The sequence below is a fragment of the Actinoplanes sp. TFC3 genome (assembly GCF_001553785.1).
GTDB lineage: Bacteria > Actinomycetota > Actinomycetes > Mycobacteriales > Micromonosporaceae > Actinoplanes.
The window spans coordinates 3,090,680-3,106,886 of the sequence record NZ_LOJP01000001.1 but is presented as its reverse complement, the minus strand read 5'-3'; the positions used below and the strand labels follow the sequence as shown (position 1 = coordinate 3,106,886).

At 71.0% G+C, this 16,207-nt stretch carries 16 protein-coding genes and 1 pseudogene; 10 read left to right on the top strand and 7 right to left on the bottom strand.

Annotated elements, in window-relative coordinates; genetic code table 11:
* Nucleotides 1–3: 3 nt before the first annotated feature.
* Nucleotides 4–1,062: a Gfo/Idh/MocA family protein gene (locus TFC3_RS13820; protein ID WP_067499784.1), complete on the bottom strand. Its 1,059-nt coding sequence runs from the start codon at nucleotides 1,060–1,062 to the stop codon at nucleotides 4–6.
* Complete coding sequence (locus TFC3_RS13815; RefSeq protein WP_067499781.1) at nucleotides 1,059–2,090, bottom strand: LacI family DNA-binding transcriptional regulator; 1,032 nt, start codon at nucleotides 2,088–2,090, stop codon at nucleotides 1,059–1,061. The genes TFC3_RS13820 and TFC3_RS13815 overlap by 4 nt, the downstream gene beginning before the upstream one ends.
* Before the next feature lie 108 nt (nucleotides 2,091–2,198).
* Here TFC3_RS13815 and TFC3_RS13810 point away from each other — a divergent pair, with 108 nt between their 5' ends.
* Genes TFC3_RS13810 through TFC3_RS13800 form a run of 3 tightly spaced genes read left to right on the top strand, consistent with a single transcriptional unit; the run spans nucleotide 2,199 to nucleotide 6,493 of the window.
* On the top strand, nucleotides 2,199–4,067 hold the full coding sequence (locus TFC3_RS13810) for a glycoside hydrolase family 30 beta sandwich domain-containing protein (protein WP_067499779.1): 1,869 nt from the start codon (nucleotides 2,199–2,201) through the stop codon (nucleotides 4,065–4,067).
* Nucleotides 4,068–4,127: 60 nt separating this feature from the next.
* The gene (locus TFC3_RS13805; RefSeq protein ID WP_082772437.1) at nucleotides 4,128–5,642 is read left to right on the top strand and encodes an MFS transporter; all 1,515 of its coding nucleotides are present in this window, start codon (nucleotides 4,128–4,130) and stop codon (nucleotides 5,640–5,642) included.
* Nucleotides 5,639–6,493 (top strand): ATP-grasp domain-containing protein, encoded by an 855-nt coding sequence (locus TFC3_RS13800; protein WP_236718118.1) that lies wholly within the window; start codon nucleotides 5,639–5,641, stop codon nucleotides 6,491–6,493. The genes TFC3_RS13805 and TFC3_RS13800 overlap by 4 nt, the downstream gene beginning before the upstream one ends.
* 163 nt (nucleotides 6,494–6,656) lie before the next feature.
* Here TFC3_RS13800 and TFC3_RS13795 read toward each other — a convergent pair whose 3' ends face one another.
* Both TFC3_RS13795 and TFC3_RS13790 read right to left on the bottom strand, forming a co-directional pair.
* Nucleotides 6,657–7,307: a bifunctional 2-polyprenyl-6-hydroxyphenol methylase/3-demethylubiquinol 3-O-methyltransferase UbiG gene (locus TFC3_RS13795; protein WP_067499777.1), complete on the bottom strand. Its 651-nt coding sequence runs from the start codon at nucleotides 7,305–7,307 to the stop codon at nucleotides 6,657–6,659.
* A 149-nt stretch (nucleotides 7,308–7,456) separates the two neighbouring features.
* Nucleotides 7,457–8,629, bottom strand: coding sequence for an acyl-CoA dehydrogenase family protein (locus TFC3_RS13790; protein WP_067499775.1), 1,173 nt, complete (start codon nucleotides 8,627–8,629; stop codon nucleotides 7,457–7,459).
* A gap of 178 nt (nucleotides 8,630–8,807) precedes the next feature.
* Here TFC3_RS13790 and TFC3_RS13785 point away from each other — a divergent pair, with 178 nt between their 5' ends.
* From TFC3_RS13785 to TFC3_RS13770, 4 genes are all read left to right on the top strand, one after another.
* On the top strand, nucleotides 8,808–9,812 hold the full coding sequence (locus tag TFC3_RS13785; RefSeq protein ID WP_067499773.1) for a permease: 1,005 nt from the start codon (nucleotides 8,808–8,810) through the stop codon (nucleotides 9,810–9,812).
* A complete protein-coding gene (locus TFC3_RS13780) occupies nucleotides 9,809–10,618 on the top strand; it encodes a TIGR03943 family protein (protein ID WP_067499771.1) in 810 nt (269 codons plus the stop codon). Before TFC3_RS13785 ends, TFC3_RS13780 begins: the two co-directional genes overlap by 4 nt.
* Nucleotides 10,615–11,700, top strand: a complete 1,086-nt coding sequence (locus TFC3_RS13775; RefSeq protein WP_153040226.1) for a hypothetical protein — start codon at nucleotides 10,615–10,617, stop codon at nucleotides 11,698–11,700. Before TFC3_RS13780 ends, TFC3_RS13775 begins: the two co-directional genes overlap by 4 nt.
* 101 nt (nucleotides 11,701–11,801) lie before the next feature.
* A complete protein-coding gene (locus TFC3_RS13770) occupies nucleotides 11,802–12,134 on the top strand; it encodes a hypothetical protein (protein ID WP_067499769.1) in 333 nt (110 codons plus the stop codon).
* A 42-nt stretch (nucleotides 12,135–12,176) separates the two neighbouring features.
* On the opposite strand, the gene TFC3_RS13765 is transcribed toward TFC3_RS13770, so the two are convergent.
* Genes TFC3_RS13765 through TFC3_RS13755 form a run of 3 tightly spaced genes read right to left on the bottom strand, consistent with a single transcriptional unit; the run spans nucleotide 12,177 to nucleotide 13,964 of the window.
* Complete coding sequence (locus TFC3_RS13765) at nucleotides 12,177–13,106, bottom strand: FAD-dependent oxidoreductase (protein ID WP_067499766.1); 930 nt, start codon at nucleotides 13,104–13,106, stop codon at nucleotides 12,177–12,179.
* Nucleotides 13,107–13,158: 52 nt separating this feature from the next.
* Entirely contained in the window at nucleotides 13,159–13,569 is a 411-nt protein-coding gene (locus TFC3_RS13760; protein ID WP_067499764.1) for a DUF1810 domain-containing protein, read from the bottom strand.
* Nucleotides 13,566–13,964: a ChaB family protein gene (locus tag TFC3_RS13755; protein ID WP_067499762.1), complete on the bottom strand. Its 399-nt coding sequence runs from the start codon at nucleotides 13,962–13,964 to the stop codon at nucleotides 13,566–13,568. The genes TFC3_RS13760 and TFC3_RS13755 overlap by 4 nt, the downstream gene beginning before the upstream one ends.
* 119 nt (nucleotides 13,965–14,083) lie before the next feature.
* Between TFC3_RS13755 and TFC3_RS13750 the strand changes: the two genes are divergently transcribed.
* From TFC3_RS13750 to TFC3_RS13740, 3 genes and pseudogenes are all read left to right on the top strand, one after another.
* Complete coding sequence (locus TFC3_RS13750; protein ID WP_067499760.1) at nucleotides 14,084–15,205, top strand: sensor histidine kinase; 1,122 nt, start codon at nucleotides 14,084–14,086, stop codon at nucleotides 15,203–15,205.
* Nucleotides 15,202–15,888 (top strand): response regulator transcription factor, encoded by a 687-nt coding sequence (locus TFC3_RS13745; RefSeq protein WP_067499758.1) that lies wholly within the window; start codon nucleotides 15,202–15,204, stop codon nucleotides 15,886–15,888. The genes TFC3_RS13750 and TFC3_RS13745 overlap by 4 nt, the downstream gene beginning before the upstream one ends.
* 96 nt (nucleotides 15,889–15,984) lie before the next feature.
* Nucleotides 15,985–16,207, top strand: a pseudogene (locus TFC3_RS13740) (glycogen debranching enzyme); the annotation flags it as partial.

The following is a 16,207-nucleotide window of genomic DNA, read 5'->3' as shown; positions in this document are numbered from 1 at the left end:
GCCTCAGATCGGCGTGGCCCGGCCAATCTTGAGAGAAGTGGTCACCGGCCGGTCGGTGTCGGCTGCCTGCTCGATGGCCAGCGCGATCAGATGGTCGCGGATGCCCTCGGCCAGCGGGTACGGTGCCGGGCCGTCCCCGCGCGTCCACGCCGCGGTGGCCTCCAGCAGTGTGGCGATGGCGATTTCCTCGTCGTTGAAGCGCCGGCCCGGGTACGGGTTGCGGAACAGCACCTGGTCGCCGAGCGTGATCGTGTCGGTGTCGAAGCCGTCGAGGTCCAGGTCGTAGCCGGTCTGGCGGCGGACCAGCGGGCTGCGCACGATGGTCCGCGGAGCGGTCAGCCGGACCACTTCGTCGTCGCGTAGCTCGCCGTGCGTGCCGCGCACCAGCAGCCGCCGGAAACGCAGCTGGTTGTGCCACTGGTTGTCGGTGAAGTCGTAGAGCCCGGAGCGGCCCTCACCGAAGTCGAGCGTGGCGATGATCGTGGCCGCGGGGTGCGGCTGCGCGTCGCCGGTCCAGCCGTCCCGGGTCAGCGGGTTGACCAGCGGCGCCGTGGTGCGCGAGGCCCGCACGGTCACTTCCTCGCCGGGGCTCTGCAGAAAACCCCTGATCAGCGAGACCGCGTGGTACAGGTGCGTGGACGACACCTGCACCTGGGTGGGGGTGCCGATCAGCCCGGCGCGCACCGCGGCGAGGCGGGCGGCATGCGCGGGTACCAGCAGATACTGCTCGGCGACCTGGACGTGGCCGGAGTCGCCGACGGCCGCCCACAGCTCGTGCAGCCCGGCGGCGCCGGCGGCCGGGGGCGTCTCGGCCAGCACGCTCAACCCCCGCTCGACCGCCTCGATGATCACGCCCGGGTTGGCGTCCCAGGGCACCGCGGTGACGATGAAGCCGGGCCGGGCCTGCTCGGCGCACTCGGCCAGCGAGCCGAACGCGGGCACGCTGAGCTGCCGCGGGCTGCGCACGACAGCGCCCACACAGTCCAGCCCGTCGAGCTTGCTTGCGATGTCCCAGAACATCTGTGCGCGCCAGCCGGCGCCCACCGTCGCGAACGTCGTCATGGCCGCACCCTACCCGTGGATTCGCGCACCACCAGTTCGGTGGCCAGCTCCACGTGCAGCGCCTCCAGCTCGTGGCGTTCCAGCACCCGCACCAGCAGCGACACGGCCATGCGCCCGAGCTCGGCCAGCGGCTGGCGCACGGTGGTGAGCATGGGCCGGGTGGCGCGGCTGAGGTCGATGTCGTCGAACCCGGCCACCGACAGATCATCGGGTACGCGCAGACCCCGTTCGGCGGCCGCCTGCAGCGCCCCGACCGCCGCCTTGTCGTTGAACCCGACGATCGCGGTGGGCGGGTCGGGAAGGTCGAGCATCTCCCCTGCGGCCCGGTGCCCCCAGGCAACGGTGGGCTCGACGTGGCGGACCAGCGCGGGATCGGGCAGCACCCCGGCGGCGGCGAGCGCGGTGGTGTGCCCGGCCAGGCGCGCGTCGCTGGCCAGCCACTCGTCCGGGCCGGCGACCACGCCGATGCGCCGGTGCCCGAGACCGGTCAGGTGGGTGGTCAGCGCGCGGGCCCCGGCGGTGTGGGCGGCGGACACTGCCAGGGTGTCACGCGGCGGGGGCACACGCGGATCGACGATCACGAAGGGGAACTGCCGCAGGCGCAGCGCGGCGAGCTCCTCGGCGGGTTCGGGCGGCAGGATCAGCACCGCACCGGCCAGCCCGGGGCGGTGCGGCAGGCGGGTGAGCACCGGCGTCTGCTGGGCGGCCTCGCCGGCGTTGAGCACCAGGGCCCGCCCGTGCAGGTCGAGCGCCTCGGCGATGGCCGACACGATCACCCCGAAGTAGTCGGTGAGCAGGTAGGGGCAGCGCACGAACACCGGCCCGCCGGTCGGCCGCACGCTGCCGCGCGGGCGGGGCCCGGTGCCGCCGAGCTGCATGAGGGCGCGCTCGACGACCTCCCGGGTCTGCTGGGCCACGTTGCCGCGCCCGTTGAGCACCCTCGACACCGTCGCGATGGACACGCCGGTAGCCGCGGCGACATCGCGGACGGTGCCGCGCGCGGGCTTTGTTACATCGCCTTGTTTCACAGGTTCCAGCCTAACTAACCGCTTGGTGGGTTGACAGCGGCGTTTCCTGATTGTTTCCTGACGATGGCTTCGAGATGTGTTGTTTCATTTGTTACAGAGGGAGTTGCCATGCGACGTACCGGCGCGGCGGTCACCGCCGCCATACTCCTGCTGGCCGGTGGCACACCGGCGCAAGCGCACCGGGAGCACGTACCGTCTGTCTCGGTCTGGGTGACCACCCCCGACCGCGCCGAGACCCTGCACCAGCGCGCCCCCGTGTCCTTCGAGCGCGGCGACAGCGCCCTGACCACCATCACCGTCGACCCCGGCACCCGGTATCAGCGCATGGACGGCTTCGGCGCCTCGCTGACCGACTCCGCCGCCGCGGTGCTCTACCGGCTGACCCCGGCCCAGCGCGACGCCGCGTTGCGCTCCCTGTTCGACCCGCGCGAGGGCATCGGCGTCAGCTTCCTGCGCCAGCCGGTCGGCTCCTCGGACTTCACCGCCGCCACCCAGCACTACAGCTACGACGACGTGCCGGCCGGGCAGACCGACTTCGCGCTGCGCCACTTCAGCATCGCGCACGACCAGGCGCAGATCCTGCCGCTGCTGCGCCGCGCGAAGCAGCTCAACCCGCGCCTGAGCATCATGGGTACGCCGTGGAGCGCGCCGGCCTGGATGAAGACCAGCGACTCGCTGATCGGCGGGCACCTCAAGGACGACCCCAAGATCTACGACGCGTACGCCCGCTACCTGGTCAAGTACGTGCAGGCCTACGCCAGGGCCGGCGTGCCGATCGACTTCCTGACCGTGCAGAACGAGCCGCAGAACCGCCACGATGGCGGGTACCCCGGCACCGCCCTGCCCGTGCCGCAGGAGGCCAAGGTCATCGAGGCGCTCGGGCCACTGCTGAAAAAGGCCTCACCCCGGACCAAGATTCTGGGGTACGACCACAACTGGACCACGCACCCCGGCGACGTCGCCACCACCCCACCCGGCGAGGACCCGGAGACCGACTACCCGTACCGGCTGCTGGACTCCCCGGCCGGTAAGTGGCTGGCCGGCACCGCGTACCACTGCTACTCCGGCGATCCCAGCGCGCAGACCGCCCTGCACAACGCGTACCCGGCCAAGGGCATCTGGTTCACCGAGTGCTCCGGCTCGCACGGCGCCACCGACACCCCCGAGCAGGTCTTCCGGGGCACGCTGACCTGGCACGCCCGTACGCTGGCGATCGGCACCACCCGCAACTGGGCCAAGTCGGTGGTCAACTGGAACATCGCGCTGGACAGCACCGGCGGCCCGCACCTGGGCGGCTGTGACACCTGCACCGGGCTGCTCACGCTGCAGGCCGACGGCAGCGTCACCCGCGACGCCGAGTACTACACGATCGGGCACCTGTCCAAGTTCGTGAAGCCCGGAGCAGTCCGGATCGCGAGCACGTCGTACGGCACAACCGGTTGGAACGGTCAGCTCATGGACGTGGCGTTCCGCAACCCGGACGGCTCGACCGCGCTGATCGTGCACAACGAGAACGACGAGCCCCGCTCCTTCGCGGTGGCCGTGGGTTCGCGCCGGTTCGAGTACACGTTGCCGGGTGGTGCGCTGGCTACGTACACGTGGAACGCTTCTCTGTCCGGTCCTTCCGCCATTGCCCTGACCTCAAGCGACCCCGTGCTCGACGGTGACGGCTCGACGCGATGGTCGAGCGGCGCCGCCCAGACGCCGGGGCAGAGCTTCACCGCCGACCTCGGGCGCATGGTCCGCTTCAGCCGGGTCGCGCTGGACAGCGGGGACAATCTCGGCGATTACGCGCGGTCTTTCGATCTTGCGGCTTCTTCGGACGGCCAGCATTGGCGCTCGCTGGGCAGCTTCACCGGGCGCGGTCAGCTGACGACCGTTTCTTTCCGGGACACCCGGGCACGGTACTTGAAGGTCACCAACACCGGTAGCAGCAGCAACTGGTGGAGCGTCGCTGATCTGCGGCTGTTCCGCTAGTCACGGTTTTTCGCCGGCCGGCTGGGGAACCACCGGCCGGTGACCAACCGTTGGAAGGCGATGACCGTCGCCCTGGTGGCCGGCTTCATGACCCTGCTCGACGTGAGCATCGTCAACGTCGCCATCCCGAGTATCCAAGCCGACTTGAAGCTCAGCTCCGGCGAACTGCAATGGGTCCTGTCCGGCTACGCGCTGACCTTCGGGCTGATGCTGGTGCCGTCCGGCCGCTTCGGCGACGCCCGTGGCCGCCGCACCGTCTTCCTGGCCGGCCTGGCCGTGTTCGTGCTGTCCAGCGCCGCCGCCGGTTTCGCCACCGGCCCGCTGTTCCTGGTCGTGGCCCGCCTCGTCCAGGGCGCCGCGGCCGGCGTGGTCAGCCCCCAGGTATCCGGGCTGATCCAGCAACTGTTCAAGCCCGAGGAACGCGGCCGCCCGTTCGGCCTGTTCGGCGCCACGGTCGGCATCTCCACCGCCGTCGGCCCGCTGCTCGGCGGCCTGCTCATCCAGCTCCTCGGAGCGGAACAGGGCTGGCGCTGGATCTTCTTCATCAACGTCCCGATCGGCATCGCCGCGCTCATCCTGGGCCGCATGTGGATCCCCGGCCCCGCGTCGTCCCGCTCCTCCGAATCGGATTCCCGCTCTGCTTCGCGCTCCGATGATGCGCGCGAGAGTCTCGATCCGGTCGGTGTGGTGCTGCTGGGTGCCGGGGTGCTGTTGTTCCTGCTGCCGCTGGTCCAGGAACGCGAATGGCACACCCCGCTGAAGTGGCTGCTCAGCGTGGCTGCCGTGGCCGTGCTGGCGGCGTTCCTGGTCTGGGAACGCCGCTTCGAGGCCCGCGGTCACGTCCCGGTCGTCGAACTCAAGCTCTTCAAGCTGCGCTCGTACGGCCTGGGCGCGCTGACCGGCATGCTGTACTTCGCCGGCTTCACCACCATCTTCTTCATCTACACCCTGTACCTGCAGAGCGGCCTGCACTACAGCGCCCTGGCCGCCGGCCTGTCGCTGACCCCGTTCGCCTTGGGTTCAGCCGCCTCGGCAGCCGTGGGAGGCCGCATCGTCAACCGCTTCGGCCGCCAACTCGTCGTGGCCGGCCTGGTGCTGGTGCTGGCCGGCCTGGCCGCCACCCTGGTCGCGCTGCACTTCGTGCCGGGTCACAACGCCGGCTGGGCGGCGGCGGGCCCGCTGCTGGTCGCGGGCATCGGCAGCGGCCTGGTGATCAGCCCCAACCAGAACCTCACCCTGTCCGAGGTCCCCGTCCGGCGTGCGGGCAGTGCGGGGGCGGTGCTGCAGACAGGGCAGCGGATCGGTACGGCGGTGGGGATCGCCGTGGTCGGGTCGGTGTTCTTCAACCGGCTGGCTGCCAACGGGGGAAGCTGGTCTCTGGCCTTCCGGACGGCGTTGTTCCTGACCATCGCGTTTGTGGTGGTCGCTCTGATCGCCGCTGTCGGTGACGTCGTGGCTGGCCGGCGGGATTCTTCCTCCGGCTCGCCTTCCGCTTCTTCCCGGGGGTCCTCGTCGGGGGCGGCCTCCTCCCCGGGGACGGTCTCCTCCTCGGTTGGGGCAGAATCCCGGGCGTGACTTTGCTTCTGGTTCCTGGCGACCCGCTGCTGCCGCGGCGGCCCGACCCGCACTTCGCGGAGGAGGCTGCAGCGGCGACAGCGTTCGCCGTGATCGACCACGACGCCCTGGCCGCCGGGCGCGATGCCGCCGCCGCGGTCGCCCGGGTTTCCACCGGCAACGACGCGGTCGCCCGGGTTATCGCCGGCAACGACGCGGTCTACCGCGGCTGGATGCTGCGCAGCGAGCACTACGCGGCCATGGCCTCAGCGTTGCAGGCCCGCGGAGTGACGTTGCGGACCAGCGCCGAGCAGTACCGCCAGGCCCACGAGCTGCCCGGCTGGTACCCGGTCATGGCAGGCGTGACGCCGGAAACCGTGTGGACGGTCGGCGCCGGCACCGCTGAGTTCACGGCAGCCTGCGCTCGCCTCGGCTCCGGACCGGCTGTGCTGCGCGACTACACCAAGTCCGAGAAGCACCACTGGGACACCGCCGCCTACATCGCGGAGGTGGCCGATCCGGACGCGGCCTGGCAAGTGGCGAGCACGCTGCGGTCCCTCCGCGGAGACGACTTCACCGGCGGTTTCGTCCTGCGCCGCTTCGAGACGTTCACCGGCGCCGAAGCCCGCACCTGGTGGATCGACGGCGAGTGCCGGCTGGTGACCGCCCACCCCGACACTCCCGGCGAGACGCCGTCGCCCGACACCTCCGCGATCGCCGGCTTGATTCCCCGCCTGGGTCTGCCGTTCATCACCGCCGACCTGGTCCAGCACACCGACGGCCGATGGCGCCTGGTCGAGATCGGCGACGGCCAGGTGAGCGATTGCCCCTCCCCCGCGACCGGCCTGATCTCGCTGCTCAGCCGACCATGATCACCGTCTTGCCGGGCAGCTTGCCCTTCTCGTTCTGCACCCCGTCGCTGCCGCACACCGATGACCCGATGACCCGATGACCCGATGACCGACTGTTCAACGCCCAGGCCAACCACTATTTGAGCCGCTGAAGCGCCCTCGGGCCGCCCTCGCGCCTCGCCGACTATCGCACCTCTGGCGTCAGCAGCGCCACGATGAAGTCCGCAGACGGCTGGAAGGGCCGCAGATCCCACGAGCTCAGCAGCAGATCGGGCGCCAGCCCGGCGGCCTCGGCATCGACCAGGAACTCGTCGAACGGGTATCCGCGACCGGCACCGAACCCGATCACGGCCCGCCCGCCGGGCGCCAGGTGCAGGCCGAGGCGCCGCAGAATCTCCACCCGGGACGCCGGCGCCGCGAACGTCATCACGTTGCCCGCGCACACCACCGCATCGAACGCCTTGCCCGCCGCGCCCGCCTCGTCCGGTTCATCCGTGAGGTCCACCTCGGACAGGTCCCCGGCCAGCCACGTGCCTGCGGGGTGCTGGGTCCGCGCCTCCTCGATCAGCGCCGCGTCGAGGTCGACACCGACGACGTCGTGGCCGGCGTCGAGCAAGAGCCCGCCCACGCGTCCGGTGCCGCAACCGGCGTCGAGGATGCGGGCTCCGCGCGGGACCAGGGTGTCGATCAGCCGCGCCTCACCGCCCAGGTCGGCGCCGTCGGCGGCCAGCTTGCGGAACCGGTCGATGTACCACTGGGAGTGGCCCGGGTTCTCCGCAATCTTGCGCAGCCACAGGTTGTCCGACGGGGTGGTGCTCGTATCGCTCGCGTCCATCGCCCGATCCTCCGCCATCGCCGGGGCACGCCCGGTCACCGGTGCCGGATTGCGTTACCTGGGTCTCTCCGCCCGGCGCAGCACGCAGCGCGGCGCAGGACACCCCCGCGAGGCGCAAGAGCGCGGTCCGCGAGCGGCCGACGGCCGTGTCAGAGCTGGCCGTGGTTGGGTGGCAGGACGTCGGTGAGCTCGTACGCGGCGATGTGGTGGTATTTCCAGTCCAGCGGGTCGTGCACGCTGTGGATGCGCGCGTTGCGCCAGTGGCGGTCGAGGTCGTACTTGCTGGCGGTGGAGCTGGTGCCGCACATCTGGAACAGCTCCGAGGCCGCTTCGAGGGCCACCTCGCTGCCGAACACCTTCGCGCCCGCCACGGCCAGGGAGCCGCGAGCTGCCTCGTCCGCCGACTCCGGGACCAGACCGATCATCTCGAGGGTGCGGGCGGCGTCAGCGAGCAGGGCCTGGGCTGCGCGCACGCGGGTGGCAAGGCGACCGAACCGGTGCCGTACGTGGGGGTCGTCGCCGGCCACCGCCGCGCCCGCGCGTACCGCCTCGGTCGACGGGCGCGCCTTTTCCCGCAGGTAGGACCGGGCGTCGTGCAGTGCGGCACCGGCGATTCCGACTTCGATCGCTGCGTGCACGAGCTGGGCCCGCGCACCCAACTGCTGCGGTACCTCGTACGCGCGGGCGTAGTCGAGAACGTAGGGTGCCGGGACGTTGTCGAAGGTCGCGGTGCCGCTGATCGTTGCGCGCTGACCGATCACGTCCCAGTCCGTGTCGATGCTCACGCCCTCGGCATTGCGGGGCACAAAGCCGAGCACGAGGCGGGAGTGCTGATCGAGGGCGCTGACGGCGATCCAAGCCGAGGTCAGGGCGCCTGTCGTGTAGTACTTGCGACCTGTGATCGTACCGTCGAGAAGTCTTGTCCTGAGGTCCTGGGCATGCTGGCCGCCGCGTTCGGCGAAGGCGTTGCCGATGCGTCGCCCGGCCAGGACCTCGGCATAGAGCTGGGCGCGCACGTCCTTGTCGCCGTGCACCGCCAGGATGTCGACCAGCAGGTAGTGCGCCTGCGGCACCTGGGCGATGGCCGGGTCGGCGGCGGCGATGATGCGGGCGACCTCGGCCAGCGTCACCGGGCCCAGACCCGGGCCGCCGTCCGCCGCCGGGACGGTGATTCCGAGCAGGCCGGAGCCATCCAGGGCAGCCAGCGCCTCGGACGGTATCACCGTCGCCCCGGCCCGGTCCCGCTCGATCGCTCCGGGAGCCAGTACGGCCGCTACGTCATGGGCGGCCGCAACAGCGTCGTCATGATTTTCGATGCTCACGAAGGCGATCGTAGAGGTTCGCAAAATCCTTCGCGGGGGCCTGTGGACAACACCGACCGATGTCCATATGCGCAGCTCAGCATGCTTGACGAATCGCCCTGTGGATACCTTCGGACCCGCCGCCGCGACCGGGTAGGGTGGGCCGCGGCCGGATCCCCACCGTCACCCGGAGTGATCGTTGAGCACAACGGACGAGATCGAAGCTGCACCTCCTGCCCCACCGCAGCGCCGGGAGCGGCGCATCGGGTCGGTTGAGGTGCTCGCTGCGCTGCTCGTGCTGCTCGTGCTGGTCCGCAACCCGCTGGCCGCGCTGATCTCGAGCCCGCGGCTGCAGACCTGGACGACCGTGTTCGTGTCCGTGCTCGTGCAAGCGGTGCCTTTCCTGGTGTTCGGAGTGGTGCTGTCGGCGGTGATCGCGGTGTTCGTGCCCCGCTCGTTCTGGGCGCGGGCGCTGCCCAAACACCCGGCGCTCGCGGTGCCCGCGGCCGGGCTGGCCGGGGTGGTGCTGCCCGGCTGCGAGTGCGGCAGCGTGCCCATCGCCGGGTCCCTGATCCGCCGCGGAGTCACCCCCGCCGCCGCGCTGGCGTTTCTGCTCGCCGCCCCGGCGATCAACCCGATCGTGCTGACCGCTACCGCCGTCGCGTTCCCCAACAACCCGGAGATGGTGATCGCCCGCGGGGCAGCCAGCCTGGTTGTCGCGGTCGCGATGGGCTGGCTCTGGCTGCGGCTGGGCAAGGCCGAGTGGATCCGCCTGCCGCACCGCCCCGACCTTGACGGGATGAGCCGCGGCAACGCGTTCTGGGCCGCCGCCCGCCACGACGTCATGCACGCCGGCGGCTTCCTCGTGCTGGGCGCCGCGGCCGCCGCCACCATCAACGTCGTCATCCCGGAGCGCTGGCTCACCAGCCTGGCCAGTAACCCGGTGCTGTCGGTGATCGCCCTGGCGGTGCTGGCCGTGCTGCTGTCGATCTGCAGCGAGGCCGACGCGTTCGTGGCCGCTTCGCTGTCGCAGTTCTCGCTGACCTCGCGCCTGGTGTTCCTGGTCGTCGGGCCGATGGTGGACCTCAAGCTGATCAGCATGCAGGCGGGGGTGTTCGGGCGCCGCTTCGCGTTCCGGTTCGCCCCGGCCACGCTGGTCGCCGTGATTCTGACCGGCACGGCCGTCGGGGTGGTGCTGCTGTGAACCGGCAGGCCCAAGCAGTGATCATGCTGCTGCTCGGCGGCGCGGTGCTGCGCGCGAGCATCGGCGACCTGTACTTGCGCTATGTGAAGGAGGGCCTGCGGCCGTTCCTGATCGGCGCGGGGATTCTGCTGGTCGCGGCCGCGGTGATGACTTTGTGGTATGAGCTGCGCCCGCGCCCCAAGCCAGAGCCGGTGGGCGCGCACTTGGCGGATGCGGAGACGGCCGGGACGACGGAGCCGGCGCTGGCTGACGCGGTGCAGCGACCGCATGACGAACCCGGGCCGGAGCACGGGCATGAGCATCACCATGAGCCGCGGATCGGGTGGCTGCTGATCCTGCCCGTGCTCGGGTTGCTGCTGGTGTCGCCTCCCGCGCTCGGGTCGTACGCGGCTGGGCAGGCGGGCAGCGTGCTGACCTCGCAGAACTCCGCATCGGACTACGCGGCGCTGCCGGCCGGGGATCCGGTTGATGTGGCGCTGCTGGACTACGCGTCGCGGGCGGTGTTCGACGACGGGCGCAGCCTCACCGGGCGCAACCTGCGGCTGACCGGTTTCGTCACGCCGGGACCCGACGGGCAGCCGATGCTCGCGCGCATGGTGCTGTCGTGCTGCGCCGCCGACGGGCGCCCGATCAAGGTGGGGCTTCTCGGGGACGGGCCCGCCGGGGTTGCCGCCGACACGTGGGTGCAGGTGGTGGGCACCTATTCCGGCAAGGTGGGCAAGGACCCGGTCAACAACGCCGACGTGCCGTACCTGCAGGTCACCGGGTGGCAGGAGATCACCCCGCCGAAACAGCAGTACGAATGAGCTGGGCGCGGTTGAGCGGGGCGCGCGTGGGCTGGGTCGCGTTGGCGGTGGCGCTGGCGGCCGGCGGCGCGCTGGTGGCGTACCCGGCGAAGGATGACAAGCCCGCGCCGCCCGGCAGGGTGAGTTCCGCTGCGGCCTGGCCCGGCGCGCAGCGGGCCGAAATGGCGGGAAACCTGCCGGACGGGCCGATCTTCCACCCGCAGGCGTTCCTCGACGCGCGCACAGCCATCGGCACGGCTCCCAGCCCCGACGGTGCCGGGTTGCGGCTGCTGCTGCGCACGAGCGGTGGGCAGCCCAAGGAGTTGCGCCGCCGGCCACTGGCCTCCGACCCCGAGTTCGCAACGGTCACGGTGGCGGGCACCGATCTGGTGTGGACCGAGTCGGCCGGGGGCGGAAGCGTTGCCATCTGGGCCGCCACGACCAGCGGGGACAAGGTCCGGCGCCTCACCGCGGACACCGGGAACGTGGTTTTCGGCGGGTCGCAGTTCGATCTGGTTGTGGCCGAGGGCAAGGTGTGGTGGGTGGCCGCGGACTCCGGGCAGGTCACGCAGGTGCGCTCGGTCGCGCTTTCCGGCGGAGCGGTGACGGTACGACAAGAGCCCGGCACCTGGGCTCTCACGGCCTGGCCCTGGCTGACCGACGGCACGGGGGATCAGACCGGCACCCGGGTGCTGCGGGCGCTGACCTCCAACGCCGAGCAGCGGGTCGCCACCACCGGCACCGAGCTGGTCACCTGCTCACCGCTCTGGTGCCGGGTGATGGTGCTCAGCGGCGACGGGCTGACCGGCATCGACGCCATGCACCCCGACGGCACGGCCCGGCGCCGCATCGCCGGTGGTGCCGCCCGCGCCGCGATCACCGACGTGGCGATCCTCGACCGCTTCGAACTGCTGGCCGAGCCGGGACCCGACTCCGACCTGACCGGCTCGGAGGGCCTGCTCGTGTACGACCTGAGCACCGGGCGCACCGTCGACATCAGCGCCGTCAGTGAAGGCGCGTACAGCCGCAACGGGGTGATGTGGTGGTCCACCGGAGACCAGGACCACCTGGTCTGGCACACCATCGACCTGCGCACGGTGTAACTGACCTGGGTTCTCGTTCGGGGGAATCGGTGGCGCGCCGGGCCTGGTGGCGGCGGCACCGGGTAGGGAGCAGCGGCAGTGCCCCCGACGAGAGGATCACCATGGCTTCGCAGTTCAAGCGCAGGATCGCCGCCGCCGCTGTGGCCGTCACCGCCGCCACCGTGGCCGGTGTTGCGGGTGCCCAACCGGCTCAGGCCGCGTGTGACCACTACGTCGCGCAGTACGTGCTGACCGGGCAGGACGGCACGATCCGCGACGCCGGCGGCTCGACCATCGGCTACTGGTACCGCGGCTACGTGATCAACACGTGGGGCTACGGCGGCCGCCAGCCGGGCACCACGTACGGCAACATCTACACCGCCGACCGCCAGTTCGTGACGAGCGGCGACGTGGTGAGCGCGTACATGCAGTACAGCCGCTCGTTCTGCACCTGATACGCCTTCACCTCGGCATCGCCGGTCGATGAGGGCAGGGGCTCAGCGGGCGAGCTTGGCGACCTCGTCCGCGCAGCCCCAGGCCAGCGTCATGCCGGCCCCGCCGTGGCCGTAGGCGTGCACGACCGTCCCGCCCGGCCACTTCTCGGCCTCCACGCGGGGACCACCGCGGCGGACGGGGCGCAGTCCCACCTTTTCCCCCACGATCGGCGCGCCGGCCAGGTCGGGGACCAGCGCCACACAGCGCTCCACGATGGCGTCGCGGGCGGCCGGGTCGGGGGTCAGGTTCCAGCTGTTCTCCTGGTACGTTCCGCCGAGCACGATGTCGCGGGTGCGCGGGTGCACATAGACCGCCGGATCGCCCTCGTCGCGCACCGACATGAAGACGCCGGGGTTGGCGACAATGACGATCTGGCCTCGTACCGGATGGACATCGGGGTCTCCGCACAACGCACCCGCCGCCAGACCGGTCGCGTTGACCACCGTCGGCGCCTCGACAAGCGCTTCCTCGAGCCGGTCGACGCGGCGGCGCACCACCCGGCCGCCCAGGCTCTCGAAATGCGCCTGCAGCCAGGGCAGATAGAGTCCCATGTCGACCATCGGCGCCTCGAAGCGGACCTCGCGGGTCCACGGCTTGTCCGCGCTCAGATAGCGCACGCGTTCGGCGGCCGGCGCCCACCACGGCTCGTCGGTGACGCCGGTGCGTTCCAGGTTGCGGGTCTCGCGGACGTGCACACCGGGCACCGCGGCCCGCGCCTGGCGGCGGAACTCACGATACGTCGCGCTTGCCCAGGCCAGCACGCGCGGGTCATAAGCAGTGCGCGTCGGGTACCACGCGGCTGCGGCCACCGCCGAGGTGGTGGCCAGCGGATCGTCCGGGGACCACAGCAACACCTCGGCGCCCTGCTCGCGCAGCCGCGTCGCCGCTGTCAGGCCGATGATGCCGCCGCCCACCACAATGACGTCCGCCATCCGGCCATCCTGCGCCGCGTCGATGCGCGTCGCACTTGAAGAGTCGGATGGCTTACAACCGCTGCAGGGTTGCGGTATCCGGCTTGCCGTCGTAGTAGGTGTCCAGTACGGCCTGGAAGGGTGCCGGATCCGTAGCGGCCGCGGCGAACAACGTCATCGACGAGCGCAGCTTGAACGTGTCGGGATATCCGAAGATCTGATCGGCGGTACGTCCATCGAGCGCGACCAGTGCCTGCGCGCACTCGATCAACCGGGCTCCCAGCAGCGGATCGCCCAGGTAGGCACGGGCCTCGTCGAGGTCGGCGATGGCGTAGCGCACGGCCGTGGGGCTGGAGCCAAGCCCGGCGATCTGCGGGAACACGAACCACATCCAGTGGCTGCGCTTGGCACCGGCCCGCAGCTCGGCCAGCGCCCGATCGTAAATCGGCTCCTGCGCCTGCCGGAAGCGCGCGAGATCGCTCACTTGCTGCTGGCCTTGCGCGTTTTCTTCGCGTTGGCCTTCTCAATGGCCTTCACCAAAGCAGACTTCTTCATTTTCCCACGACCGCTGATGTCGAGTTTCTTCGCCACGCTGAGCAAATGATCCTTGGTGGCGTTGGCGTCGACACCTCCGGCGGTCTTCTTCTTGGTGTCGCGCCCACCGGCGGCCTTGGCATCGCTGGGACCCTTCTTGGCCTTGGGTTCCCAGTGGTCGCCGACCTTCTCGAACGAGTGCTTCACCGCGGACAGGGCGGTGCGGTGCGCCCGCTCGCCCTCCCCGTACTCCTTCACCGCGCTGTCGTGGGCCTTGACGTAGGTGTCCTGGGCCTTCTTCGGCGAGCGCTTCAGGGTTCCTGGAAGATCCTTACGTGCTGGCATACCCCGTGTCGATGCCCGCCAGAGGAAGACCCAAACTCCCGCCGTACGCCTCAGGTATGGCTCTTGATTCATTCCCTGGACCGATGCCGCCGCCGGGCACCCTGCCTAGGCTGTGCCGCATGAGCCCCGTCTGCAGCAGGCAGCGCACCGACGTCGTCGTCGCAGGAGCCGTTTTCCTGGTCCTGACGGCGCTGATCATCCTCCCGCCCGGCGGCCCGCGCGAGCCCGTGCCGCTGGGTCTGGCCATCGCGCTGGCGTCCGGGCAGGCGGGCTCGCTGGTGCTGATGCGCCACCGGCCCGAGGCGGGGATGGTCGTGGCGGTTGCCGCGGGCATCGGCCTCGAGGCGCTGAGCCCGGACATAGGCTGGCTGGGGCAGGTCGCGGCGGTGCTGGCCTGCTACGCGCGCATCCGCACGCCGAGCCGATCGCTGTGGGTGCTTGCCGTGCTGGTCGCGGCCGCGCCGGTCAAACTGCTCACCGGCGATTGGCGCACCATGCTGCTGGCCATGGGCGGGCCGGTGATCGGCTGGATGCTCGGCGAGCTGGGCCGCACCCGGGCGTTGCGCCGCGACGAGGAACGCCGCAGCATCGCCGCGCACGAACGCACCCGCATCGCCCGGGAGCTGCACGACGTGCTCGCGCACACGGTGTCGGTGATCGTGGTGCAGGCGCAGGCCGCCGAGGATGTCTTCGACCGGCGCCCGGAGCAGGCCCGCAAGGCGCTCGGCACGATCGGCACGGCCGCCAAGTCAACGCTGCAGGAGCTGCGCATGCTGCTGCACACGCTCAGCGAGGACACCGGGGAGACCGGTCCGCAGCCGGGGCTGGGCAACCTGGATGCGCTGGCCGCGTCGATGGGCACCACCGGGCTGCGGGTGCAGCTCGACGTGGCGATGACCGCCGGGCCGGCGCCGGCGGTGGACCTGTCGGCGTACCGGATCGTGCAGGAGTCGCTGACCAACACGCTGCGGCACAGTCAGGCCACCCAGGCGCGGGTAACAGTGCGCTGCGCGGCGGACTCGGTGCGGGTGGAGGTGCAGGACGACGGGCCGGCGCGCTCAACCGGGCGGGTCATCGGCTCGGGTCAGCGTGGCATCGTGGGCATGCGCGAGCGCGCCCGGCTGCTGGGCGGCACGCTGGAGGCAGGCCCCACCGCAGAAGGCGGTTTCCGGGTACGAGCAGAGCTCCCCCGACAACCGGCTGCCACCGCTGCGGCCGCGCTCACCGGGGTCGCCGTATGAGCGAGGAGCCCCCGGCCGGCACGAAGATCCGGGTGCTGGTCGTCGACGATCAGGAGCTGGTGCGGGCCGGGTTCGCGCTGATCATCGACGGGCGCGACGACCTGGAGGTCATCGGTGAGGCGGGCAACGGTCAGGAGGCGGTGACGCTGGCCGGGGCGTTACGGCCCGACGTGGTGCTGATGGATGTGCGCATGCCGGTGATGGACGGCATCGAGGCGGCCCGGCGCATCGTGGCGTCGGGCAGTGCCGCGCGGATCCTCATGCTGACCACCTTCGACCTGGACGAGCCGGTGGTGGCGGCGCTGCGGGCCGGGGCCAGCGGGTTCCTGCTCAAGGACACCCGTCCGGCTGAGCTGGCCGACGCGATCCGCTTGGTGGCGCGCGGGGAGGCCCTGCTCGCGCCGAGCGTGACCCGGCGGCTGCTGGACCGGTTCGCCAGCGCACCGGCCGCCCCGCAGCGCACCGGCGAACTCGACGTGCTCAGCTCGCGCGAGGTGGAGGTGTTGCGGCTGGTGGCGCAGGCGTTGTCAAACGACGAGATCGCCGAGTACCTGCACCTGAGCCGGGCCACGGTCAAGACCCATCTCTCGGCCATCCTGACCAAGCTGGGGCTGCGGGACCGGGTGCAGGCGGTGGTCCTGGCCTACGAAACCGGGCTGATCCGACCGGGCAGCACACCGTGATACCCCGCCCAGGCCGTCGTCATCCCTGTTCGCAGTGTGATGTTCGCACGTCTGTCGCACTCTGCACACCGCCTGAGAACCTGGTTCGATGAGCCCATGAAAATCTGGCCGGGGAACCCCTACCCGCTCGGCGCCACATATGACGGCGGCGGCACCAACTTCGCACTCTTCTCGGAAGTCGCCGACCGGGTGGAGCTGTGCCTGTTCGACGACGACGGTAAAGAGACGCGGGTTGACCTGCCCGAGCGTGAGGCCCTGGTCTGGCACGGCTATCTCCCGCGGGTGGTGCCTGGTCAGCGCTACGGCTACCGGGTGCACG

What these genes read in the sequence shown, in the direction of transcription:
- TFC3_RS13820 (WP_067499784.1), bottom strand. Translation starts at nt 1,062, where the DNA reads ATGACGACGTTCGCGACGGTGGGCGCCGGCTGGCGCGCACAGATGTTC.
- TFC3_RS13810 (WP_067499779.1), top strand. Translation starts at nt 2,199, where the DNA reads ATGCGACGTACCGGCGCGGCGGTCACCGCCGCCATACTCCTGCTGGCC.
- TFC3_RS13805 (WP_082772437.1), top strand. Translation starts at nt 4,128, where the DNA reads ATGACCGTCGCCCTGGTGGCCGGCTTCATGACCCTGCTCGACGTGAGC.
- TFC3_RS13795 (WP_067499777.1), bottom strand. Translation starts at nt 7,307, where the DNA reads ATGGACGCGAGCGATACGAGCACCACCCCGTCGGACAACCTGTGGCTG.
- TFC3_RS13775 (WP_153040226.1), top strand. Translation starts at nt 10,615, where the DNA reads ATGAGCTGGGCGCGGTTGAGCGGGGCGCGCGTGGGCTGGGTCGCGTTG.
- TFC3_RS13770 (WP_067499769.1), top strand. Translation starts at nt 11,802, where the DNA reads ATGGCTTCGCAGTTCAAGCGCAGGATCGCCGCCGCCGCTGTGGCCGTC.
- TFC3_RS13765 (WP_067499766.1), bottom strand. Translation starts at nt 13,106, where the DNA reads ATGGCGGACGTCATTGTGGTGGGCGGCGGCATCATCGGCCTGACAGCG.
- TFC3_RS13755 (WP_067499762.1), bottom strand. Translation starts at nt 13,964, where the DNA reads ATGCCAGCACGTAAGGATCTTCCAGGAACCCTGAAGCGCTCGCCGAAG.
- TFC3_RS13750 (WP_067499760.1), top strand. Translation starts at nt 14,084, where the DNA reads ATGAGCCCCGTCTGCAGCAGGCAGCGCACCGACGTCGTCGTCGCAGGA.
- TFC3_RS13745 (WP_067499758.1), top strand. Translation starts at nt 15,202, where the DNA reads ATGAGCGAGGAGCCCCCGGCCGGCACGAAGATCCGGGTGCTGGTCGTC.